Below are 19,286 nucleotides of genomic sequence, written 5' to 3'. Positions count from 1 at the left end.
TTCTCCTTATTGCGAGCACGCACTTTTGCCATTCATTACAGGTTGAATAGCTGAATTATCTACTTTACCTTCTTGATTAACCTTTTCTATAAATTCCCAAATTTTTTCAGCAGCTTGCAAATATCTTTTTGAACTTACACTCTCAGGCATATAAAAACTTACAGGCTTACCACTATCTCCACCTTCTCTTACACTCATTTCGATAGGAATTTGAGCTAAAACTTCACATTTATAAGCTTTTGCCATTTCTTCTGTGGTGCCTTTACCAAAGATATCATATTCTTTGCCATTATCAGGGCATAAAAAGCCACTCATATTTTCTATAATACCTGCAACAGGAATGTGTAATTTTTCAAACATATCTAGCGCTCTTTTGCTATCATCTAAAGACACTACTTGAGGAGTACTTACACACACACCTGCACTCACTGGCACACTTTGAGCTAAGGTAATTTGCGCATCACCAGTTCCTGGAGGCATATCAAGCAATAATACATCAAGTTCAGGCCAAAGCACATCAGCTAAAAGTTGCTCAATTGCTTTCATAATCATAGAACCACGCCACATCAAACCTTTACCTTCTTCTATTAGCACACCCATACTCATCATATAAACCCCATGAGATAAAATAGGACGAATTTTTTGACCTACAATTTCAGGCTTGCTTTTACTCTCACCTAACATTCTTGGTATATTTGGCCCATAAATATCCGCATCTAAAAGCCCTACTCTTTTGCCCATTTTAGCTAAAGAAATCGCTAAATTTAAAGTTGTAGTACTTTTACCTACCCCACCTTTACCACTTGAAATCATAAGGAAATTTTTAATTTGTGGAGCGATATTTTTACCACTTCTTGAATTGCTTTTTTCTTCAGGAATTTTTGGTTGAATGATTTCTAAATTAAGCCTTAAATTTAAATCTTTTAAAGCATTTGCGATGTTTAGTCTAAGCTCTTGTGCGATTTGAGCATTAGCTGAAACAATTTCAACTACTATATGAGCTTGATTTTCGTTTGATTCAATTTTTTTTACAAAACCAAAACTAACTATATCTTTTTTAAAGCCTGGATATATAACTTGTTTTAGTCTTTCTTCGATTTTTTCCTTCAATTTTTCTCCTTATTATTTAAAATGATTAATTCTACTAACATAAATATAAATTTTGGCTTTTATGGTGTATAATATCGTAACATTAATAAGAAATTAAGGTGTAACAAATGTTAGATATTTCCTTGATTATGCTATCTGCTGGAGAATCATCAAGATTTAATGCTCCGGTAAAAAAGCAGTTTTTACGACTAGGTGAACAACCTTTATGGCTTTATGCTACTAAAAATTTAAGTTCTTTTTATCCTTTTAAACAAATAGTTGTTACTTCTGGTAATATTTCTTATATGAAAAAATTTGCCCCTGAATATAAATTTGTCCAAGGTGGTGCAACTAGAGCACAATCTTTACTCAATGCTTTAAGTATGGTTGAGAGTGAATATGTTTTAGTTAGTGATGTTGCAAGGGTTTTGATTTCTAAAAATCTTTTTAACAATATCATAGAAAATCATGACAAAGCTGATTGTATTACACCTATTTTAAAAGTAAGCGATACTACAATTTATGCTCAAGAAGCTATTGATAGAGATAAAATCAAACTCATACAAACCCCTCAACTTTCGCGCACAAGTATGCTAAAAAAAGCTTTAGAACAAAGCTCAAACTTCACCGATGATAGTACAGCTATACAAGCTATTGGTGGTAAAATTTGGTATGTACAAGGTGATGAGTTAGCTAAAAAAATTACCTTTAAAGAAGATTTGAAAAGCTTAAATTTACCAAAACCATCTTGGGATATTTTTAATGGAAATGGCTTTGATGTGCATGAATTTGGAGAGCAAAGAGCCTTGCTTTTAGGTGGAGTAAAAGTGCATGAAAATATGGGTTTAAAAGCTCATTCTGATGGAGATGTACTAGCTCATGCGCTAATTGATGCGCTTTTGGGCGCAGCAGGGCTTGGAGATATTGGCGAACTTTTCCCAGATAATGATATGCAGTATAAAAACGCTGATTCTATGCTTTTATTACAAAGCGCTTATACTTTAGTGCAAAATTATGGTTTTGAGCTTGTAAATGCTGATATTACCATCATAGCCCAAACACCTAAAATGAAAGATTTTAAAGAAGCTATTGCTTTTAATATAGCTAAAACATTAAAAACCACACCAAATAAAATCAATATCAAAGCTACCACTACAGAACATCTAGGTTTTGTAGGAAGGAAAGAAGGGATTGCTGTTTTAGCAAGTGTAATTTTAAAATATTTTGATTGGATGAAATTATGAAAGTTTTAATAGTAGAAAATGAATTTTATTTAGCCCAAAGCATAGGATCAAAGCTTAATTCTATAGGTTATGATTGTGATATTATCGCAAATGTTAATGAGCTGACTCATCATGATTATGAAATCATTTTGCTTTCTACTAGTATGGCTAATTTTGAACATATTATAGAAATTTTTAAGCATAAAATCATTATTTTACTCATATCTTACATAAGTTCAGATACTGTTTTAGCTCCTTTAAAATCTGGTGCTAGTGATTACATACAAAAACCTTTCATGATAGAAGAATTAATGCGCAAGATTAAGCATTTTCAAGAATTTAAAAAAATCACTATGCTAAATAGCACCTATCAAGCATATTTAAAACATAAATTTGAAACAGCAAAACTACCAACTTTTGATTATAAAAAATTCAAATTACCTTTGATTTTAAAAACTAATAATCAAATTTTTGCTGATCATTTTGTATTTAATTATACTAACGAACACAACATCGCAAATGTTTATATAGATCTTTCACACCAGCAAAATTTAGATAAAATTTTCAAAGACAATTCTTTGTATTATTTGGTTAATTTTCAAACCCTAAAACCTTTAGAAAAAGAAAAGGTGTTAAACCTTGCTTTAAAAAAGGCTGTTATTATACATACAAGTACGAATATTGAGCATAGCAATTTTCAAATTTTAGAGCTAGGTGAAGATGAAAAAAGTTTTGAAAGTAATGGAATTTTAACCATTGATGATTATGTTAAGCATATTATCATTAGTTATCAAAATATCTTTCCTGATACGGATTTATCCAAAAAATTAGGAATTTCAAGAAAATCTTTATGGGAAAAAAGGAAAAAATATGGCATTACAAAGAAAAAATAGCATTATAATCTCAGAAGAAGAATACGAAGTTTTATGTTTCATTAAAGAAGGAATTTTTGGTTCTTTTACAAAATTGATGAACGAACAAGAAAGAAATGAATTTTTAAAAAATGAAGCAATAAACGGATATAAATTTCCCTATGCCTTAACTTTTGCTCCACACAATGAAAACAAAAAAATCATAGAAAATGCCAAAGTTAAAGACAAAATAGATTTTGTATGCAATGATCAAATAGTAGGCCACATCATCTTAGAAAGTAAATTTAAAAACGATAAAAACATTAATGATATTTTTACACCTAATACATGCTTGATTGATGATTTTGGAGAAATTTGCATTAGCGGTGAATTTGAAATTTATCACAATCGTATCAAGGCTATAAAAGAAGATTTTGAAAAAATCAAAAAAAGATTAAACCCTTCTAATATCACTGCTATTGTTTCAAGTTTTGATCCTTTTCATAGAGCGCATGAAAGAATTTTAAGATGGGCTATAGAGCAATCTGATCTAGTAATTATTTTCCTTATAGAATCTTATGAAAGTAATGGTTTAAACCTAAAACTTAAAAAGCGTTGCTTTGATGTTTTTGCGCAAAATTATTTACCATCTTCTAGAGTTTTACTCATACCTTTACATAATATCAAAATTTTTGCCTCGCATTTAAATCCGGTGCTTGAGTGTGCTTTGGCTAAAAGTTTTGATTGTAATAAACTGTTTGTAGGACAAAATCACGCAGGGCTTGGAATGTATTTTAATCAAAACAGAGCCTTTACTGTACTTGATGATTTTGCAAAAGATTATAATATAGAAGTAACTATACTTCCTGAATTTGTATTTTGTGATGAGTGTAAAATGATAGTAAGCACCAAATCATGCCCACATGGAGCTCATCATCATATGAAATATCATGGCGATTCTTTAAAAAATTTACTCAGACTTGGTATCATTCCACCAGCAGTTTTTATAAGAAGAGAAATTTCTGCTTTGATTTTATCAGAGCTTTTTCCAAATCGTTTCCATAATAAACAAAATATCTATAGCAATCTTTTCCCTACGCACGGTATTTTAGAATATAGAGGCGATAAAGAATTTTATGAGCAACTTATAAAACTCCATCAAATGTCATATATGGTGTAATCATGCAAAAATTATTTTTAACTTTTTTTTATTCAGGTAGTGTTAATAAAGCTCCAGGAACTTTTGGTACAATAGCAGCGCTAATCCCTGCTTTTTTTATTTTAAGGTATTTGGGTATAGGAACTTTGATCTTACTTGCAATTTTGCTTTTTTTAATCTCTATAAAAATCATCGATCAATACGAAAAACAAACAGGTAAACATGATGATAAGCATATTGTAATAGATGAAGTTGTAGGAGTGTTCTTAGCTTTGGCAATTTGCGGGCAAAGTGTTTTTACTTTTTTACTTTCTTTTGTTTTATTTAGATTTTTTGATATCACAAAACCTTCTATCATAGGTAAAATTGACAAAAAAACCAAAGGCGGTTTGGGTGTAATGCTAGATGATGTTTTAGCAGGAATTTTCGCAGGATTATTTAGTGCTGTGATTTATGGAATTTTACTTAAATTTGATCTTTTATGGTTTGATATAAGTATTATGGAGATATTTTAATTTATATTTATTGTTCTATGTTTTTAAGATTTGCTATGTAGTTTTTCTAAAATATAGCTCAAAATAATTACAACTACAACTATGCAAAAGATTAATTTTATAAGTGCAGAAGCAATTACACCAAACAAAGAATCAAGTTTTGATATGTTTCCACCTGATTTATAATTGGCACTTTGAATAAAATCATTATAAATAAAAGAAAATAAGTCAATCTCGTAAATAAAATCCATATGATAAGTAAAAACAAAGAAGATCTCCATAATAATTCCAAACTGTTATAATTTATTTTTTATTTTTACATCTTTGTAGTTTCAACTTTGATAAATTTAATTTTTCAAGAGCTATTAACCTTTGTCTATTGTAAAATTTCTAACCTCATCTTGCATATTTATTATATCTCTTATAACACGATTATCTTCCTCTAATATTTTATTTCTATATTCGAAAGCATTATAACTATCAGATAGTCTTTCTTGCATTAAATCCATTGGAGACTTTATATTATTTCTAAGAATATTATTATGCACTCTGTCTAAGTCAATTTGCTCTTGTTGATCTAAATTTTGCATAGTAATTTTATATTCTAATATAGCTACTACATAATTATTTTGCTCATTATTGCAATTATCTGCATACATTACAGATAAAAATAACATAAAAATTACTATTCTCATTATATTTCCTTGTTATATATTCTCTTTTTCAAAGAATATTGCCTTATCTAGCACTTGAAAAAACGAATGATAAATTTCTGGATCTTCTACCAGAGTTGGAACTTGCATATTAGATCCATATTGAGCATTAGCTCTAATAGTTGATTTTTTATCTCCTTTTTCTCTTACAACCAATGTTATACGCATTGTTGCACCTTTTGATAATTTCGTTGCAGTAACTGCTCCTGTTTGTAAATCCGCTTTATCAATTACAAAACCAAGATCTTGTAATGCAGAAACACCAGCTTTTGCAACAATTTTTTTAGGATAATCATATTCTTTTGTTTGATATGTTCTAACTTGAAGCTGCTGAGTATTTTCAATAACCATTTGTCTAGAATTTGTACCACACCCAACAAAATACAAAGCCATTATAAATAATAATATTTTTTTCATAGTTCATTTGCCTCCAAAAACACTGATTTTGATAATTTTTCATAAAATTGTTGGTAAATTTCTGGTTCTCTTATACTTCCAACTTCATTAACAGAGCCCTCTTGATTTCTTACAATTCTTTGCATTGTAAACCTTACAAAAGTCTTTTTGATTTTATTATTTGTAGAGATAACTACGCTTGCCTTAATTTCTTGCGTATGATCTGACTGTTTTGAAGCAGCCATAGCTGCACCCGGAGATAAAAGCGCCAAGACAACAATCCCAGCTTGAGTAGAAACTTCTCTAGCATCTCTTGTTTTAGATGCACTTACTATTCCAAAATCTCTATTAATTTCATCTATATTAAATCCAAGATCTTGCAATGTTGCAATACTAGATGATAAAATTTTACTTGTATCAACAGTATTAAAACTTTTAGTCTGCAATTGCCTTTCTTGTGCTGTAGATGTTTCAATCTTCATCATCTCTTTAACACTGGTTGTTGCACAACCGCTAAAAATAAGTAAAAAAATAGGTATTATAAACTTCATATTTATACCTTAAAAACTTGAAGTGTGGTATGCCACATCTCTAACTTTTTGGTTATTATCAAATTTTATAATAACAGTTAAAGTTCGTTGCGTACTAACGTTACTACCACTATTTCCAGCAACTCCAGTCAAAATAATACTTATACCGCCAGATGAATTTTGATAAGCTCTTTGGGTACTAATCTTATCATATACCCAAACTTCTCTTCTTTGCTCATCAGTTGATATAATATTTGGAGATCCCATTATTTCTATGATTTCAGATGAGCTCATACCAATTTTTATATCTTTTTGAGCTTTTGCTACTGTTATTTTTTCATCTACTTGCGGATTATATAAAGTTTTATTGCATGCAGTGAATGATAAAGCAATAACGAAAAGAAATGAAACTTTACGCATTAAATCTCCTTTAATTTATCCTATAGGATATATTTAAAAAAATTATATCTTTGTAAAGTTTAATTTCATATTAATCCTATAGGATAAAAAATGGAAGAGGACTTTAGCAATTCTAGCGAAGAAGAAATTTTAAATTTTTATAAAAAAGTATCATCGAATATAAGAAATTTTAGAGAGAAAAAAGGAATTTCTCAGCTTGAGTTAGCCTTAGATATAGGTATAAAATCCGTTGCATTTTATTCAAATTGTGAGTGTAATCGATATGGTAAACATTTTAACTTAGAGCACTTATATAAAATTTCTAAAAGTTTAGAAATTCCATTAAAAGATTTATTAGAATAAATACTACAATGCCAAAGGGACTGCAACCCTTTAGCATTAATTTATAAATCCACTTGCAAGAACCAAATCTTTATCGTAAAATACTGCCATTTGTCCGCTAGCAAGCCCATAAACAGGCTCTTGTAAGATGATTTTTGCACTTTTATCTTCATTAATCAAAACTTTACATGGGGTTGATCTTGATCTATAGCGTATTTTTACTTCACAATCTAACTCTTTAGCATCGATAAATAAATTAATATTATCAAGATTAAATTCACTTATCCTAAGCTCTTCTTTTTTACCTACTATGATTTCATTTTTTTTAGGATCAATTTTTAATACAAAATGTGGTTCATGAGCCCCACGCACCTCAAAACCTCTTCTTTTACCTATGGTATAGTGCATATAACCTTCGTGTTTTCCTACTTCTTTACCACTACTATCTCTTACAATACCTGGAATTTTAGTATCCATAAACTGATCTAAAACTTGCACATAAGTATCTTCCACAAAACAAATCTCAGAACTTTCCTTTTGTGTTGCAAAAGATTTTAAAACATCGATTGTGGAAGCAAATTTTTTCACATCTTCTTTTTTCATCTCTCCAAGAGGAAAAATCAAATACCCTAAAGCCTCTTTATCTGCATTTGCTAGAAAATAGCTTTGATCCTTGCTCTCATCAACCGCAGTTTTAATCAAACCATTTTCTATCCTTGCATAATGACCTGTGGCTAATTTTTCACAACCTAAACTCTTAGCAAATTCTAAAAGCTTGCCAAGCTTGATAAAGCGATTACACAAAGCGCAAGGATTTGGCGTCTTTCCTTCTTTGTAGGTATTAACAAAAGGCATATAAACTTGATTTTTAAAATCTTCTTGTAAGTCTAAAATATGATATTTGATGTCTAAAAATTTAGCAACTTTTTCAACTTTTTGTATATTTTCTTCATGATAATTAGCTTTTCCATGAAGCTTCATATAACAACCTATGATCTCATGTCCTGCTTGTTTTAACTTATAAGCAGTTACAGTACTATCTACACCCCCACTCATCGCAACAAGAATTTTCATCTTTTTCCTTTATCATTCTTATAATTTCATCCAAATCATCACTTATACTATACTTTAACTCATCATTTTTAGATATAGTTCCAAGTCCTAGTAAAGAAGTTTTGATAAATTCATCAAGAGGTTGCCAAAATTTTTGCCCAACTAAAATAATAGGAACATCCTTTTTAAAACTAAGTTGTTTAAGAGTAAGAATTTCAAAAAATTCATCTAATGTTCCAAAGCCGCCTGGGAAAATCACAAAAGCTAGACTCTTTTGAATAAGAGCCATTTTGCGAATGGCTAAGCTCTTAAAAGTGATATTATACTCTAAAAAGTCATTTGCTTTTTGCTCAAATGGTAAATGTATATTAAATCCAAAAGATTTTAAGTGTAAAGCTTGACTTTGCATAGCCCCATAATTTGCAGCTTGCATAATACCACCGCCACCACCACTGATGATACTATAACCAAGATCTGCTAACTTTTGGGCTAATTTTGAAGCCAAAATACAATAGTCATTATCTTCTTTTAAACGCGCAGAACCAAAAAAAGTTATGCCTTTTTGAATTTTTTCTAATTCTTTAAGATAGGCAATATCTTCAATGACATATTCTTTCATCTTAGCTGTTCTAATCTTTCTTTTTTAGAGCCTATCTCAGTAATTTGCACTCCAAAGTTTCCATCTACGATAACTACTTCCCCGTAAGCGATTTTTTTATCACCTATTAAAATTTCTAAAGGATCATTTGCTAATTGATCAAGCTCGATAACCGAACCTATATCCATGGTTAAAACATCTTTTAAAAGCATTTTTTTACTACCTATACGCACTCTTATAGGTAAGCGTACATCCATAATCAAACCGATATTTCTTAGCTCTTCTACATTAGCCAAGGCTTTATGATCTTGTGTATGATCTTCATTTGTTGCTACAATTTCTTCTAAGTCAGTTTTGGTTAAAATCTTATAAATTTTTTCATCAAAAACCAAAGAAATTTTTTCTTCTAAATCAGCTATTTTTACATTGTATAAATATAGTTTATGAAAACCACCAAGTTCTAAACTATCTGCAACAAATTCACAATTTTCTAGACTAAACTCCATTTTTGGAATTTCTTTTTGTGCGCCTAAGGTTGTAGAAAACGCTGAGATGATATTTTGTATAGCTTCTTTAGCAGCGTCCATTTCATCTTCATTTAGCTCACTGTTTTTGGAGATTTCTTCTTCTCCCATCATCCACTCACCAATTGCACTCATTAAAACCGCACTGGCTAGGATTTTGATTTTCATTTCATTATTAACGCTAAAAGTAGCGCTAACTAATGGTGGAGTCATAGAATCTTGAGAATTTACATCATACTCATAATATTCGCTAAATTCAGCACTTTTTCCTGTTAAACCTTCTATTGTACTTACACATTCATTGACGAATATGCCTAAAAAATCATTGATCATCGTCTTCCTCTTCTAGTTCTTCATTATCATCATACGAATTTGCTTTTGCTCTTCTTTCATCTTCATATTTTTCAAGCATTTCTTTAATCTCATCTTTATCAGTTTTGATAAGTTCTAAGATTTTAATTGACTTTCTAAATCTATGAAGCCCCACTTGAGCTAAAAATACTTCTTTTTTATCAATAGCTACTATAGCTTTATCATCTGCACTTCTATCAAGCTTTAAAATATCTCCTTGTTTTAAATCTAAAAATTCATTTACATTGATAAAAGTCTTACCAAGCATAGCTTCATAAATTACCTCAGCACGACCGATCAAGGTTTTAAGTTCTTTATTTCTTGATTTTTTAGCCGAAGTTTCACCCATCATAATATCACGATTTGCCAAACGACTCAAAATACTTTCCAAATGCACAACCGGATAGCAAATATTAACCATACCACTTGAATTTCCGATGATAATTTCCATTACCACCATGATAATCATTTTGAGAAACAATTTGCACAACATTTGGGCTTGATTCTTTTGCTTCAACACTTGGATAAATTTCAGTAACATTCATCCAACTTTCTTTAAGCCTTTGCATAATAATACGCAAAATAGAATCAAGCAAATTAAGCTCGATTTCTGTAAGCTCTCTTAAGGTGTCAAAACTCTCTCCTTGACCACCTAAAAGTCTATCTATCATAGGAAAAGCAATACTTGGATTAATCTCTAAAACGCAGTTTCCATCTAAAGGTTTAATTGAAAAAACGTTAAAGCTTGTTGGCGAAGGCAAAGACATTAAAAACTCACCATAAGTCATTTGATCCACCGAGTGAAGTTTAATCTCAACTATACTTCTCATCATAGATGAAATTTGCGAAGCAAGATTTCTTGCTAATTTATCATGAATCCCTTTAATAGAACGAAGTTGTTCTTTAGAAACCCTGTTTGGACGCTTAAAATCATATACTACTATATCTCTTTTATCTTCTAGCTCTTCTAATTTCGAAGAAGCTGCACTTTCATCACTATCATCATCAACAACTTCTAATAGAGCATCAATTTCTTCTTGGGAAAGTATCTCAGCCATTAAACTAGCCTTTCTCGAATCTTCTTAAGCAAACGCTTATGAATTTGTGAAATTCTTGACTCGCTAATCTCTAAAATCTCTGCGATTTCTTTTAAATTTAATTCTTCATAATAATAAAGCTGTATTACAAGCTTTTCTCTTTCTTTAAATTCTTCTAAAACTGCATTGATTTTTTCTATTAATTCTTCTTTTTCTATTTGTTCTATGATATTGCTATCATTAAAGCAATTTAGCTGTTCATCCAAAGGCATTACAAGCGATATAGCATGAGCTGCTCTTGCTTCTTTTACCTTTTCTACTTCTAAATTTAGTCTTTGTGCTAAATATTCATCATCGGGTTCTTTTTCATTTTCTTGATAAAACTCATCTATAATAGCATCAATATCTTTGATGATTTTTCTATTGCTTCTACTCATTACATCAAGGCTTCTTAGATAATCAAGCATAGCTCCATTTACTCTTTTTCTTGCAAAACCCCAGAAATTATCATTTTGTTCTTTATCATAACGGCGTGAGAGTTTGATCATTTCCTCTACACCAATACTAATTAAATCATTTACATCAATACTTGCAGGCAAACGCTCTTTAAGCCTAAAAGCCATAGCTCTTAATGCTGGCATATAAGAGATGACTAAATCATCTTGTTCTTTTTTTAGCGTAGAAGCATAGGCATTATGCGGCTGCATGTTTTACTTTTCTTTTTGAAGAGCTTTCAAGCTTTTTAAGGTCTTCGCGCTCTTCTTGAAGTTTTTCAAGCAAGTAATCCATTTTCTTTTCTCTTGCGGCTAATTCTGCTATAAAACTATTGTTTTCATTTTCATATTTTTCTTTATTAAAGCTTCTACCGCTAATTTTATTAACATCTACAAAAATCATAATTACTATATGGATTAAAACATAAAATACAAAAGTAATCAAACAAGTATATACAACTATCTCTACTGCATCTTCTATATTAACTATGGTAAACATTAATCCTATAAAAAAACCACAAACAGTAAAAAAAGCAACAAAATTCTCTGGTCTCATCTTTTTCCCTCAATCTAAAAACGATCCAAAAGCTTTTTGAAAAAACTCATAATGCTTTTATCTCCCACATTATTAAGCACTTTTTGTTCCAACCTATATAAAAGCTTAGAAGCTATGGTTTTTAGCTCATCACTTGCATTAGTGTCATCATCACTAAATAAAGTTCTTTTTTTAATACTAGAACTAATATCTTTACTTTGACCTAAAAATCCTAAAAATTCTAAATTTAAATTATGCTTAATGTTAATATCTGCTACTTTTTTAATATTATCAAAAATTCTCAAAGCCTCATTTTCATTCCTAACTACATTAAACACCATTAATAAATTCTCTTTAGTTTTTGAAGTGGTTTTTATAGTAGCATAAGCATCGGTAATCGCAGCAGGATCAGGCACAGTGATGACAATAACCTCATCAGACATCTCTAAGAAATTTCCTATATTACCACCTATACCTGCTCCTGTATCAATGATTAAAAAATCTAAATCATCTAAAATACTTGTTTGATTTAAAAATCTCTCGTAAATATTTTTATCATTATATTTTAAAATTTCATCGCCACTTTCACCTGGGATAAGCCATAAATTTGGCTTTACTTCTATTAAAATATCTTCTAGCGAGCATTCACCCTTTAAAACATGTAAAAGGTTTTTTTCCACACGCACATTTAAAATCACATCTAAATTTGCAAGCCCTATATCTGCATCAAAAAGTCCTACTTTATAACCATTTTTAGCTAGGATGTTGCCCAAATTTGCGCTAAAAGTACTTTTTCCAACCCCACCTTTACCGCTAGTAACTGCGATAAAATGAGTATGTTTTACATTTGAGTTTTCATTTTTTACTAGATCTTTTAATTTTTCTGCTTGATTACTCATTTTCATCCCTTCTAAAACCTTCTAACACACAACGCACTAAAAAGTCACTATTAGCCACTTCTATATCATCAGGCACTTCTTGACCTATGGAAAAAAAGCTCATCGGAGTGCTAGTTTCATAAAGTAAAGAAAACACATTTCCAAATACTTTTGTTTCATCAAATTTTGTAATGATTAAGGTGTCTATATTTAAAAATGAAAAATTATTGTAAGTTTCTAATAAATCTTCATATTTTGTATTTGCTGAAAGCACTAAATTCACATCAATTTGTGCATTAGAATGCGATAAAAATTCTTTTGTTTTTTCAAGTTTTGCCTTATCATACTGTGAATTTCCAGTTGTATCTACTAAAATAACCTCACAAGTATTTAAACTTCTAATCGCATCATCTAAGTCATTTGGTTCTATACTATCAATAATAGGAAGCTTCATCATCTTAGCATATTGAAAAAGTTGCTCTACCGCACCTATTCTATACGTATCAAGAGTTATAATACCGGTTTTATAGCGTCTATCTCCATAAGCATAGCGAAAAGCAAGCTTTGCTAAAGTTGTAGTTTTACCCACTCCTGTTGGACCTACTAACATCATGATTTTTTGCTTTTTAATTTCACTTTCTAAACGACATGGAAGCATATTACGCAAAAGTGAGTAAAAATACCTTTGCACTGCTTCTTGATTTGCTTTCATAGTGCTTGGCATATTTTCAATAGTTGCTTTCATAATCGCTTCTAAATGCGCTTCTTGCATGCCACTTGCCTTAGCTTGCTTATAAATACTTGCAAACTCAGGTGGTATAGCTAATTCTTTGCGTAAATCTGCCTTATCATCCCACATCATATCCACAAGCAAATTCATTTTATCATTAAGCTTATTCATTTGCTTTTCAAAGGCTTCAATTTTTTTATCATAATTTGGATTTGGCATAGAAAAATCTTGATAGTTTGAAACCTTGCTAATTTCTGAACTAACTTGAGAAAGTTTGTTTTTTAAATTTAAAAAATTATCATCTTTTTTGCTTGTATTTAAATAAGGATTAATAGGTTTTTGCTTAGCTTTTGAAGAAAAATCAAGCACTACATCTTCTTCTTTTTTTTCATCTTCAAGTTTTGGTGCTTGAATTTTAGCCTCAGGAAAACTTGCTGTGTTTGGTTTTTTCTTTGGTGGCATAGGTAAATTATTTTGTTTTAAATGCTCTTCATAATCAGCTTCTTCAATCGCTACTATAACCTCGTATAAAGGTTTTTGATTGATAGTTTTTGGACGAATTTGCTTATTAGTTACTATCAAAGCTTTATCGCCATAATCTTGCTTAACCTTAGGTATAATCTCATCTGTGCTTTCAACTGTAAAAGTATGAATCAATTGTCCCATATTTTTCCTTATCTTAACAAGCCCAAAGGCAAAGTTACGCTAATTCTATCATTTACCCCCACATGAGGCACTGTGCAATACTCATCTTTACGCGCTTTTTTTGAAAAATACAACAAATCCAAATCAAGCGTTCTAGGAGCATTTTTAAAAGTTCTTTTTCTTTTGAATTTAAACTCATAAAAAAACAAAACTTTTAAAAGTGCTCTTGCATGCAAACTTGTACTTACAACCATCACTGCATTAGTAAAGTCTTTTTGCTCTTCAAAGCCAAAAGCTTTATTAATCAAAAATGGCGATGTTTGCAATACTTGCAAGCGTTTATCTTGCATTAAAAGCCTAAATAAACTCCGAAAGCGTTTTTTTTCATCTTCTATATTGCTTCCAAGTCCTATAATGGCTATGTATTTTCCTTTTTTATCTGCTTTTGAATAAAAAGGAAAAAAACGAATTTTTTCTAACCTTCTAGCTCCTTTAATCAGCAAATTATAACACCACTGCCTTTTCTTTATCAAGATAGACCATATCTTCTATCCTAATACCAAGTTTATCTTTGATATAAATTCCAGGTTCAATGGTAAATACCATACCTTCTTTTAGCTCATAATCACTTCTTGGGCTAATGTTTGGCAGCTCATGTATATCAAGTCCCACTCCATGTCCTAAACTATGAATAAATTCTTTTTCAAAACCTGCGTTTTTAATCACTTCTCTTGCGATAAAATCAAGCTCACTTGATCTCATACCAACGCGTGCTTTTTCTATAGCTTGAAGCTGAGCTTGCTTGACCACTTCATAAATTTGCATAATTTCTTTATCTTTAAAATTTGGCTTATTTTTATCAAAAACTATGCCATTTTCATCAAAACAAGCCGTTCTTGTGCGATCAGAACAATACCTTTGATAAACCACACCCGCATCAACTAATAACAAATCTCCATATTCTAAACATTTATCACTAGGTAAAGCATGTGCTTTAGCCGCATTTTCATTAATGGCCACAATAGGTGAAAAAGAAAGTCCTAAAGCACCTTTTTTTTGAAAAATTTCACATGCTTTAAAATGTAATTCTTTTTCACTTTTTCCATAACCTTCTTGGCTGATAAATTTAGCAAATTCTTTAAAGCATTCTTTGCCAAAATTTACAGCCTTTTGCAAAAGCTGTAATTCTTTAGCATTTTTTATAATGCGTTTATTTTTACTCATGTCTAATTTTTCTTCAAAAACGATATTTGCACTTTTACTAAGTTCTTTAAAATCAAAATAACTAAAGTCTTTTGGGTCAAAACACACCCTATCAATTTCTGCTTTTTCTAAAAGCTCTCTAACACTAGCAAAAAGATCTTGTGCTAAAACTACCTTAGCATTTTTTATCATTTCGCTAGCTTCAAAGCTATATCTTGCATCAGTGATGAAAAAAGCTTCATCTTCAAGTTTTAAAAACAAAGCATTATCACAAGAATAGCCACACTCATAAAAAAGTGCATTTTCGTTTTTTAAGATAAAATTCATTGATTTGCTTGTTGTGCTTTTGCTTGAGCTGCTTTATATGCATTGATTTGATCAAAAATTTGGAAAAGTCCCATTAAAGCCATATGATAACCAAAAGGACCAAAACCTACCACGCTACCTGCACAAACTGGTGCTATCATGCTTTTTTGTCTGAATTCTTCTCTTCTATAAGTATTGCTAATATGCACTTCAATCACAGGCATATTAATCGCTGCAATCGCATCGCGGATTGCTATAGAAGTGTGTGCATAAGCAGCTGCATTAATAATCACTCCATCTACACTACCTAAGCATTCTTGAATTTTATCAACTAGCTCACCTTCAAAATTGCTTTGAAAAAACTCAATCTCTACATTAGCTTGTTTTGCAGCTTGCTTCATTTGCTCATGGATGTCTTCCATTTTCATATTGCCATAAATATGAGTTTCTCTCACACCAAGCATATTGATGTTTGGTCCTTGTATCACCATAACTTTCATAATCTAACCTTTATTTAGTAAAATTTACTATATTATAGCATTTTAAAGCTAAATTTTAGCTACAATTTCCCTTTTTAAAGGAGGTAAAATGTTTATAATAGCACCCAAGATCATCTTAACTTGTGATGATGATTTTAATCTTTTAGAAGACAAAGCAGTTCTTTTTGATGATAATATTTTAGAAATTGATAGCTTAGAAAATTTACAAAAATCCCACCCACAAGCTAAGCTTATACCAACTCCAAAAGATACCTTACTTTTACCTGCTTTTATCAATCCACACACGCATTTAGAATTTAGTGCAAATAATGGAAATTTAGTCTTTGGGGACTTTTTAAAATGGCTTGATAGCATTTTTAATAACCGCGAGCAATTAAACGAAAAAGCCAAAGAAAAATTAATCTCACAAAATATTCATAAAATGCTAAAAAGTGGCACTGCTACCATAGGAGAAATTTCAAGCTTTGGGAGTGATTTAAGCCCTTGTGTCAATTCACAAGCTAGAGTGGTATTTTTCAATGAAATTTTAGGTTCAAATGAAAATTTTATCCAAGCTAAAAAAGAAGAATTTTTAAACCGTTATGAAAAAAGCATGAGTTTTAAAAGTTCTAAATTTATCCCTGCTATTTCAGTGCATGCGCCCTACTCAACCCACCCAGAACTTGCCAAATTTGCTATAAAACTTGCTAGAGAAAATAATCATTTACTAAGCACACATTTTCTTGAAAGTAATCATGAAAACAACTGGCTAAGGTTTAAAAAAGGTGGTTTTAAAAAGAGCTTGGCTAAATTTAGCAAAAATCCTATGCCATTTTACACCCCACAAAGCTTTTTAGAGCTTTTTAAAGACCAAAGGACTTTATTTACTCATTGTGTGTATTTTAAAGAATGGGATTTGCTAGATAAAAATTTACACTCGATCACGTATTGTGCTTTTTCAAACAGACTTTTGAGTAAAAACACTTTTAAATTAAAATCTGCTTTAAAAAATGGTGTTAATATCCATCTAGGAACCGATGGCTTAAGCTCAAATACTTCTTTAAGTATGCTTGATGAAATGAGAGCAAATTTACTTATACATGATGATTTAGAGTTAGAAAATTTTGCTAAAATATTGCTTTTAATGGCAACAAATAAAGCTGCAAAAGCTTTAAATTTAAACCTAGGGCAAATTCGAAAAGGCAAAATAGCTGATTTTAGTCTTTTTGCTTTACCAAATAGTGTAAATTTAAAACAACTTCCTTTGCAGTTTATCTTACAAAGCAAAGAAGTGTTAAAACTTTTTATAGAAGGAAAAGAATGCAAATTATAAAATCATTTTTTAAAGGAATTGGAAAAATCATTTCTTATATCAACACTTATTTTAAAACCTTTGTGTTTTTGTTTATCGTGTTTTTGATCCTTGCTCCAAGCGGGGATAATGCCAAACTTTCTAATGCGAACTTAGCTCAAATTAATCTTAAAGGTGAAATTAGCGATGCGAGTAATCTTTTAGAACAAATTTACAAAGTCAAAGATGATAAAGCTATAAAAGGGGTTTTGCTTTTTGTAGATAGCCCTGGTGGAGCTTTTGCACCAAGTATGGAAATAGCTTTAGCTATACAAGATCTTAAAGCTAAAAAGCCTGTGGTAGTGTATGCAGGTGGAACTATAGCAAGCGGAAGCTACTTAAGTGCGGTGGGAGCTGATATGATCATCGCTAATCCTGCTAGCTTTGTAGGATCTATCGGGGTAATCATGCAAGGCTTTGAAGTAAGCAATCTTGCGCAAAAACTTGGCATAAATGAGCAAACCATCAAAGCAGGAAGTTATAAAGAAGCAGGAACTTTCATGCGTAAATGGAGCGAAGATGAAAAAGACTTTTTACAAAATTTAGCTAATCAAAGCTATGAGCTTTTCACACAATTTGTCGCTAAAAATCGTAAATTAGACTTAAATCAAACAAACTCATGGGCTGATGCAAAAGTGTTTTTAGCAAACGAGGCTTTAAAATTAAAACTCATTGATAAAATAGGCAATTACGAGCAAGCCAAAAAAGAAGTAGAAAAACTAGCTAAAGTGCAAAACCCTATCTGGCAAAAAGAAGATGCCATAGATAAGTTTTTAAAACGTTTAGAAGAGCAAAGTGCTAGCTTTTTTGCTAACACTTTAGCGCAATTTTTCACACAAGTAAGCTCACAAAAAATCTACTAAGATTTAATAATCTCATAAAATCCATAAGTATCATTTTCTAAAAAGCCTTTATATAAAGGCTTTAGTTTTAAATCTAACTTAACATTTTCAAAGGTATTTAAATTTGAGCTTGAAAAAATCAAAAGCATATCTAACTCATCTTTAAAGGCTTTTAAAAAATTCTCCCCGCCCTCATACATGATGAGCTTTGCTTCACTAGGAATGCTTGTAAAAATTTCTCTTTCAGCTACGCTAAATAAAGGAATGTTTGGATCAAAACTTTCTAAATTTTGACGGCTTAGTATGCATAAATTTGGTGCTTTAGCCTGAACTAACCTTGCATCTAAAATAGGCCTATCATGCCTTATAGTTTCTCCACCTACTACAAGTAAATCAAGCTTTGAGCGTAATGCATGAGCATAGGTTCTACTTGCTTTAGAACTTACGATTTTACCATAAGCAGAGCCGTTTAAAGAAAGGGCTAGTTTAAAAAATTTAAAGCTTGACTTTTGCCATTTTAAAAAAGGTTTTAAAAGCTCTTTGGCTCTTTGCTCGCAAATTCCCATGTGAACTTTTATGCCTTGATCTTTTAAAAACTCTGCTCCACCACTTGCAAGCTTATGCTCATCCTTAGTAGCGATAAAAACTTCACTAAAACCAAGTGCGCTAAAAAGTTTCGCACAAGGTGGGGTTTTGCCCTGATGATTGCAAGGCTCTAAGCTCACATAAGCACTAGCGCCTTTTAACAACCCCTGATGATTTTGACAAATAAACTCATGCAAATCATTTGCATTTTGTGGTAAATCTAAATTTGGATTAAGTGCTTTTAAGGCTTTACTCACTGCCTCAAGTTCTGCATGAGCCTTGCCTGCTTCTTTGTGTGCTTCTATGCTTAAAATTTTGCCATTTTTATCTAAGATCACACAGCCTACGGCTGGATTGGGGTAGGTTAAAAGCTGATATTTCCAAGCTTCATCTATGGCTAAATTCATATAAAATTCGTGATTCATACTACCTTCTATCGTTTTACTTTTAAAAATATAACAAAATATATTAATCACTTA

24 protein-coding genes and 1 pseudogene are annotated in these 19,286 nt (G+C 30.9%); 7 read left to right on the top strand and 18 right to left on the bottom strand.

Translation table 11 applies throughout. The features are described 5' to 3' along the window. Window positions 1-6: 6 nt before the first annotated feature. Complete coding sequence (locus L8T90_RS03620; protein WP_263708279.1) at window positions 7-1,110, bottom strand: Mrp/NBP35 family ATP-binding protein; 1,104 nt, start codon at window positions 1,108-1,110, stop codon at window positions 7-9. Window positions 1,111-1,217: 107 nt separating this feature from the next. Between L8T90_RS03620 and L8T90_RS03615 the strand changes: the two genes are divergently transcribed. The 4 genes from L8T90_RS03615 to L8T90_RS03600 are packed head-to-tail and all read left to right on the top strand — an operon-like array spanning window position 1,218 to window position 4,837. Beyond that, a complete protein-coding gene (locus tag L8T90_RS03615) occupies window positions 1,218-2,333 on the top strand; it encodes a bifunctional 2-C-methyl-D-erythritol 4-phosphate cytidylyltransferase/2-C-methyl-D-erythritol 2,4-cyclodiphosphate synthase (protein WP_263736743.1) in 1,116 nt (371 codons plus the stop codon). Continuing rightward, window positions 2,330-3,205, top strand: a complete 876-nt coding sequence (locus L8T90_RS03610; RefSeq protein WP_039667971.1) for a response regulator transcription factor — start codon at window positions 2,330-2,332, stop codon at window positions 3,203-3,205. The genes L8T90_RS03615 and L8T90_RS03610 overlap by 4 nt, the downstream gene beginning before the upstream one ends. Beyond that, window positions 3,183-4,343 carry a sulfate adenylyltransferase gene (locus L8T90_RS03605; protein WP_263736742.1) on the top strand — a complete coding sequence of 387 codons (1,161 nt, stop codon included), beginning with the start codon at window positions 3,183-3,185 and terminating at the stop codon, window positions 4,341-4,343. Before L8T90_RS03610 ends, L8T90_RS03605 begins: the two co-directional genes overlap by 23 nt. Window positions 4,344-4,345: 2 nt before the next feature. Beyond that, window positions 4,346-4,837, top strand: coding sequence for a phosphatidylglycerophosphatase A (locus L8T90_RS03600; RefSeq protein ID WP_039617442.1), 492 nt, complete (start codon window positions 4,346-4,348; stop codon window positions 4,835-4,837). 23 nt (window positions 4,838-4,860) lie between these two features. On the opposite strand, the gene L8T90_RS03595 is transcribed toward L8T90_RS03600, so the two are convergent. The 5 genes from L8T90_RS03595 to bamE form a co-directional block, all read right to left on the bottom strand. Then, window positions 4,861-5,097: a hypothetical protein gene (locus L8T90_RS03595; protein WP_263724694.1), complete on the bottom strand. Its 237-nt coding sequence runs from the start codon at window positions 5,095-5,097 to the stop codon at window positions 4,861-4,863. A gap of 84 nt (window positions 5,098-5,181) precedes the next feature. After that, a complete protein-coding gene (locus tag L8T90_RS03590) occupies window positions 5,182-5,511 on the bottom strand; it encodes a hypothetical protein (protein WP_263736741.1) in 330 nt (109 codons plus the stop codon). A gap of 12 nt (window positions 5,512-5,523) precedes the next feature. Further along, the gene (locus tag L8T90_RS03585) at window positions 5,524-5,946 is read right to left on the bottom strand and encodes a hypothetical protein (RefSeq protein WP_039640727.1); all 423 of its coding nucleotides are present in this window, start codon (window positions 5,944-5,946) and stop codon (window positions 5,524-5,526) included. Further along, window positions 5,943-6,476: a hypothetical protein gene (locus L8T90_RS03580; protein ID WP_263663587.1), complete on the bottom strand. Its 534-nt coding sequence runs from the start codon at window positions 6,474-6,476 to the stop codon at window positions 5,943-5,945. The genes L8T90_RS03585 and L8T90_RS03580 overlap by 4 nt, the downstream gene beginning before the upstream one ends. A gap of 9 nt (window positions 6,477-6,485) precedes the next feature. Further along, complete coding sequence (gene bamE / locus L8T90_RS03575) at window positions 6,486-6,875, bottom strand: outer membrane protein assembly factor BamE (RefSeq protein WP_263736740.1); 390 nt, start codon at window positions 6,873-6,875, stop codon at window positions 6,486-6,488. Window positions 6,876-6,965: 90 nt separating this feature from the next. Here bamE and L8T90_RS03570 point away from each other — a divergent pair, with 90 nt between their 5' ends. Then, a complete protein-coding gene (locus L8T90_RS03570; RefSeq protein WP_039640720.1) occupies window positions 6,966-7,217 on the top strand; it encodes a helix-turn-helix domain-containing protein in 252 nt (83 codons plus the stop codon). Between the two features lie 36 nt (window positions 7,218-7,253). Here the strand turns inward: L8T90_RS03570 and mnmA are convergent, their stop codons facing one another. The 11 genes and pseudogenes from mnmA to aroQ form a co-directional block, all read right to left on the bottom strand. Next, entirely contained in the window at window positions 7,254-8,270 is a 1,017-nt protein-coding gene (gene mnmA / locus L8T90_RS03565) for a tRNA 2-thiouridine(34) synthase MnmA (RefSeq protein ID WP_263736739.1), read from the bottom strand. Then, entirely contained in the window at window positions 8,233-8,868 is a 636-nt protein-coding gene (locus tag L8T90_RS03560) for a TIGR00730 family Rossman fold protein (protein ID WP_263736738.1), read from the bottom strand. The genes mnmA and L8T90_RS03560 overlap by 38 nt, the downstream gene beginning before the upstream one ends. Beyond that, window positions 8,865-9,704 carry a flagellar motor switch protein FliY gene (gene fliY / locus L8T90_RS03555; protein ID WP_039617433.1) on the bottom strand — a complete coding sequence of 280 codons (840 nt, stop codon included), beginning with the start codon at window positions 9,702-9,704 and terminating at the stop codon, window positions 8,865-8,867. Before fliY ends, L8T90_RS03560 begins: the two co-directional genes overlap by 4 nt. After that, window positions 9,694-10,780, bottom strand: a pseudogene (fliM, locus tag L8T90_RS03550) (flagellar motor switch protein FliM). Before fliM ends, fliY begins: the two are co-directional and overlap by 11 nt. Next, window positions 10,780-11,466, bottom strand: coding sequence for an RNA polymerase sigma factor FliA (locus L8T90_RS03545; protein ID WP_039627867.1), 687 nt, complete (start codon window positions 11,464-11,466; stop codon window positions 10,780-10,782). Before L8T90_RS03545 ends, fliM begins: the two are co-directional and overlap by 1 nt. Then, window positions 11,453-11,809, bottom strand: coding sequence for a hypothetical protein (locus L8T90_RS03540; RefSeq protein WP_039617428.1), 357 nt, complete (start codon window positions 11,807-11,809; stop codon window positions 11,453-11,455). Before L8T90_RS03540 ends, L8T90_RS03545 begins: the two co-directional genes overlap by 14 nt. Before the next feature lie 14 nt (window positions 11,810-11,823). Further along, window positions 11,824-12,687 (bottom strand): P-loop NTPase, encoded by an 864-nt coding sequence (locus L8T90_RS03535; RefSeq protein WP_214114936.1) that lies wholly within the window; start codon window positions 12,685-12,687, stop codon window positions 11,824-11,826. Beyond that, window positions 12,680-14,062 (bottom strand): flagellar biosynthesis protein FlhF, encoded by a 1,383-nt coding sequence (gene flhF, locus L8T90_RS03530; RefSeq protein WP_039667960.1) that lies wholly within the window; start codon window positions 14,060-14,062, stop codon window positions 12,680-12,682. Before flhF ends, L8T90_RS03535 begins: the two co-directional genes overlap by 8 nt. A gap of 8 nt (window positions 14,063-14,070) precedes the next feature. Continuing rightward, window positions 14,071-14,544 (bottom strand): 2-amino-4-hydroxy-6-hydroxymethyldihydropteridine diphosphokinase, encoded by a 474-nt coding sequence (gene folK, locus L8T90_RS03525; RefSeq protein ID WP_039617423.1) that lies wholly within the window; start codon window positions 14,542-14,544, stop codon window positions 14,071-14,073. Between the two features lies 1 nt (window position 14,545). Beyond that, window positions 14,546-15,571: a M24 family metallopeptidase gene (locus L8T90_RS03520; RefSeq protein ID WP_263736737.1), complete on the bottom strand. Its 1,026-nt coding sequence runs from the start codon at window positions 15,569-15,571 to the stop codon at window positions 14,546-14,548. Further along, complete coding sequence (gene aroQ, locus L8T90_RS03515; protein ID WP_039625266.1) at window positions 15,568-16,050, bottom strand: type II 3-dehydroquinate dehydratase; 483 nt, start codon at window positions 16,048-16,050, stop codon at window positions 15,568-15,570. The genes L8T90_RS03520 and aroQ overlap by 4 nt, the downstream gene beginning before the upstream one ends. An 88-nt stretch (window positions 16,051-16,138) precedes the next feature. Between aroQ and L8T90_RS03510 the strand changes: the two genes are divergently transcribed. Together L8T90_RS03510 and sppA are read left to right on the top strand one after the other, a co-directional pair. Continuing rightward, window positions 16,139-17,362: a metal-dependent hydrolase gene (locus tag L8T90_RS03510; protein ID WP_263736736.1), complete on the top strand. Its 1,224-nt coding sequence runs from the start codon at window positions 16,139-16,141 to the stop codon at window positions 17,360-17,362. Then, the gene (sppA, locus tag L8T90_RS03505) at window positions 17,350-18,243 is read left to right on the top strand and encodes a signal peptide peptidase SppA (RefSeq protein WP_263736735.1); all 894 of its coding nucleotides are present in this window, start codon (window positions 17,350-17,352) and stop codon (window positions 18,241-18,243) included. The genes L8T90_RS03510 and sppA overlap by 13 nt, the downstream gene beginning before the upstream one ends. On the opposite strand, the gene ribD is transcribed toward sppA, so the two are convergent. Continuing rightward, window positions 18,240-19,232 carry a bifunctional diaminohydroxyphosphoribosylaminopyrimidine deaminase/5-amino-6-(5-phosphoribosylamino)uracil reductase RibD gene (gene ribD / locus L8T90_RS03500; protein WP_263736734.1) on the bottom strand — a complete coding sequence of 331 codons (993 nt, stop codon included), beginning with the start codon at window positions 19,230-19,232 and terminating at the stop codon, window positions 18,240-18,242. The two genes, sppA and ribD, sit on opposite strands and share 4 nt — an antisense overlap. Window positions 19,233-19,286: the final 54 nt, after the last annotated feature.

The sequence above is a fragment of the Campylobacter sp. RKI_CA19_01121 genome, from assembly GCF_025771295.1.
In the GTDB taxonomy this organism is placed as follows: domain Bacteria; phylum Campylobacterota; class Campylobacteria; order Campylobacterales; family Campylobacteraceae; genus Campylobacter_D.
This window is presented reverse-complemented; position numbering and strand designations above follow the sequence as displayed.

Coding starts and splice junctions, on each gene's coding strand:
- L8T90_RS03590 (WP_263736741.1), bottom strand. CDS start 5,511: ATGAGAATAGTAATTTTTATGTTATTTTTATCTGTAATGTATGCAGAT.
- bamE (WP_263736740.1), bottom strand. CDS start 6,875: ATGCGTAAAGTTTCATTTCTTTTCGTTATTGCTTTATCATTCACTGCA.
- L8T90_RS03610 (WP_039667971.1), top strand. CDS start 2,330: ATGAAAGTTTTAATAGTAGAAAATGAATTTTATTTAGCCCAAAGCATA.
- ribD (WP_263736734.1), bottom strand. CDS start 19,232: ATGAATCACGAATTTTATATGAATTTAGCCATAGATGAAGCTTGGAAA.
- aroQ (WP_039625266.1), bottom strand. CDS start 16,050: ATGAAAGTTATGGTGATACAAGGACCAAACATCAATATGCTTGGTGTG.
- L8T90_RS03540 (WP_039617428.1), bottom strand. CDS start 11,809: ATGAGACCAGAGAATTTTGTTGCTTTTTTTACTGTTTGTGGTTTTTTT.
- L8T90_RS03585 (WP_039640727.1), bottom strand. CDS start 5,946: ATGAAAAAAATATTATTATTTATAATGGCTTTGTATTTTGTTGGGTGT.
- L8T90_RS03595 (WP_263724694.1), bottom strand. CDS start 5,097: ATGGAGATCTTCTTTGTTTTTACTTATCATATGGATTTTATTTACGAG.
- L8T90_RS03560 (WP_263736738.1), bottom strand. CDS start 8,868: ATGAAAGAATATGTCATTGAAGATATTGCCTATCTTAAAGAATTAGAA.
- fliY (WP_039617433.1), bottom strand. CDS start 9,704: ATGATCAATGATTTTTTAGGCATATTCGTCAATGAATGTGTAAGTACA.
- L8T90_RS03600 (WP_039617442.1), top strand. CDS start 4,346: ATGCAAAAATTATTTTTAACTTTTTTTTATTCAGGTAGTGTTAATAAA.
- L8T90_RS03580 (WP_263663587.1), bottom strand. CDS start 6,476: ATGAAGTTTATAATACCTATTTTTTTACTTATTTTTAGCGGTTGTGCA.
- mnmA (WP_263736739.1), bottom strand. CDS start 8,270: ATGAAAATTCTTGTTGCGATGAGTGGGGGTGTAGATAGTACTGTAACT.
- L8T90_RS03605 (WP_263736742.1), top strand. CDS start 3,183: ATGGCATTACAAAGAAAAAATAGCATTATAATCTCAGAAGAAGAATAC.
- L8T90_RS03615 (WP_263736743.1), top strand. CDS start 1,218: ATGTTAGATATTTCCTTGATTATGCTATCTGCTGGAGAATCATCAAGA.
- L8T90_RS03570 (WP_039640720.1), top strand. CDS start 6,966: ATGGAAGAGGACTTTAGCAATTCTAGCGAAGAAGAAATTTTAAATTTT.
- flhF (WP_039667960.1), bottom strand. CDS start 14,062: ATGGGACAATTGATTCATACTTTTACAGTTGAAAGCACAGATGAGATT.
- sppA (WP_263736735.1), top strand. CDS start 17,350: ATGCAAATTATAAAATCATTTTTTAAAGGAATTGGAAAAATCATTTCT.
- L8T90_RS03545 (WP_039627867.1), bottom strand. CDS start 11,466: ATGCAGCCGCATAATGCCTATGCTTCTACGCTAAAAAAAGAACAAGAT.
- L8T90_RS03520 (WP_263736737.1), bottom strand. CDS start 15,571: ATGAATTTTATCTTAAAAAACGAAAATGCACTTTTTTATGAGTGTGGC.
- L8T90_RS03510 (WP_263736736.1), top strand. CDS start 16,139: ATGTTTATAATAGCACCCAAGATCATCTTAACTTGTGATGATGATTTT.
- L8T90_RS03535 (WP_214114936.1), bottom strand. CDS start 12,687: ATGAGTAATCAAGCAGAAAAATTAAAAGATCTAGTAAAAAATGAAAAC.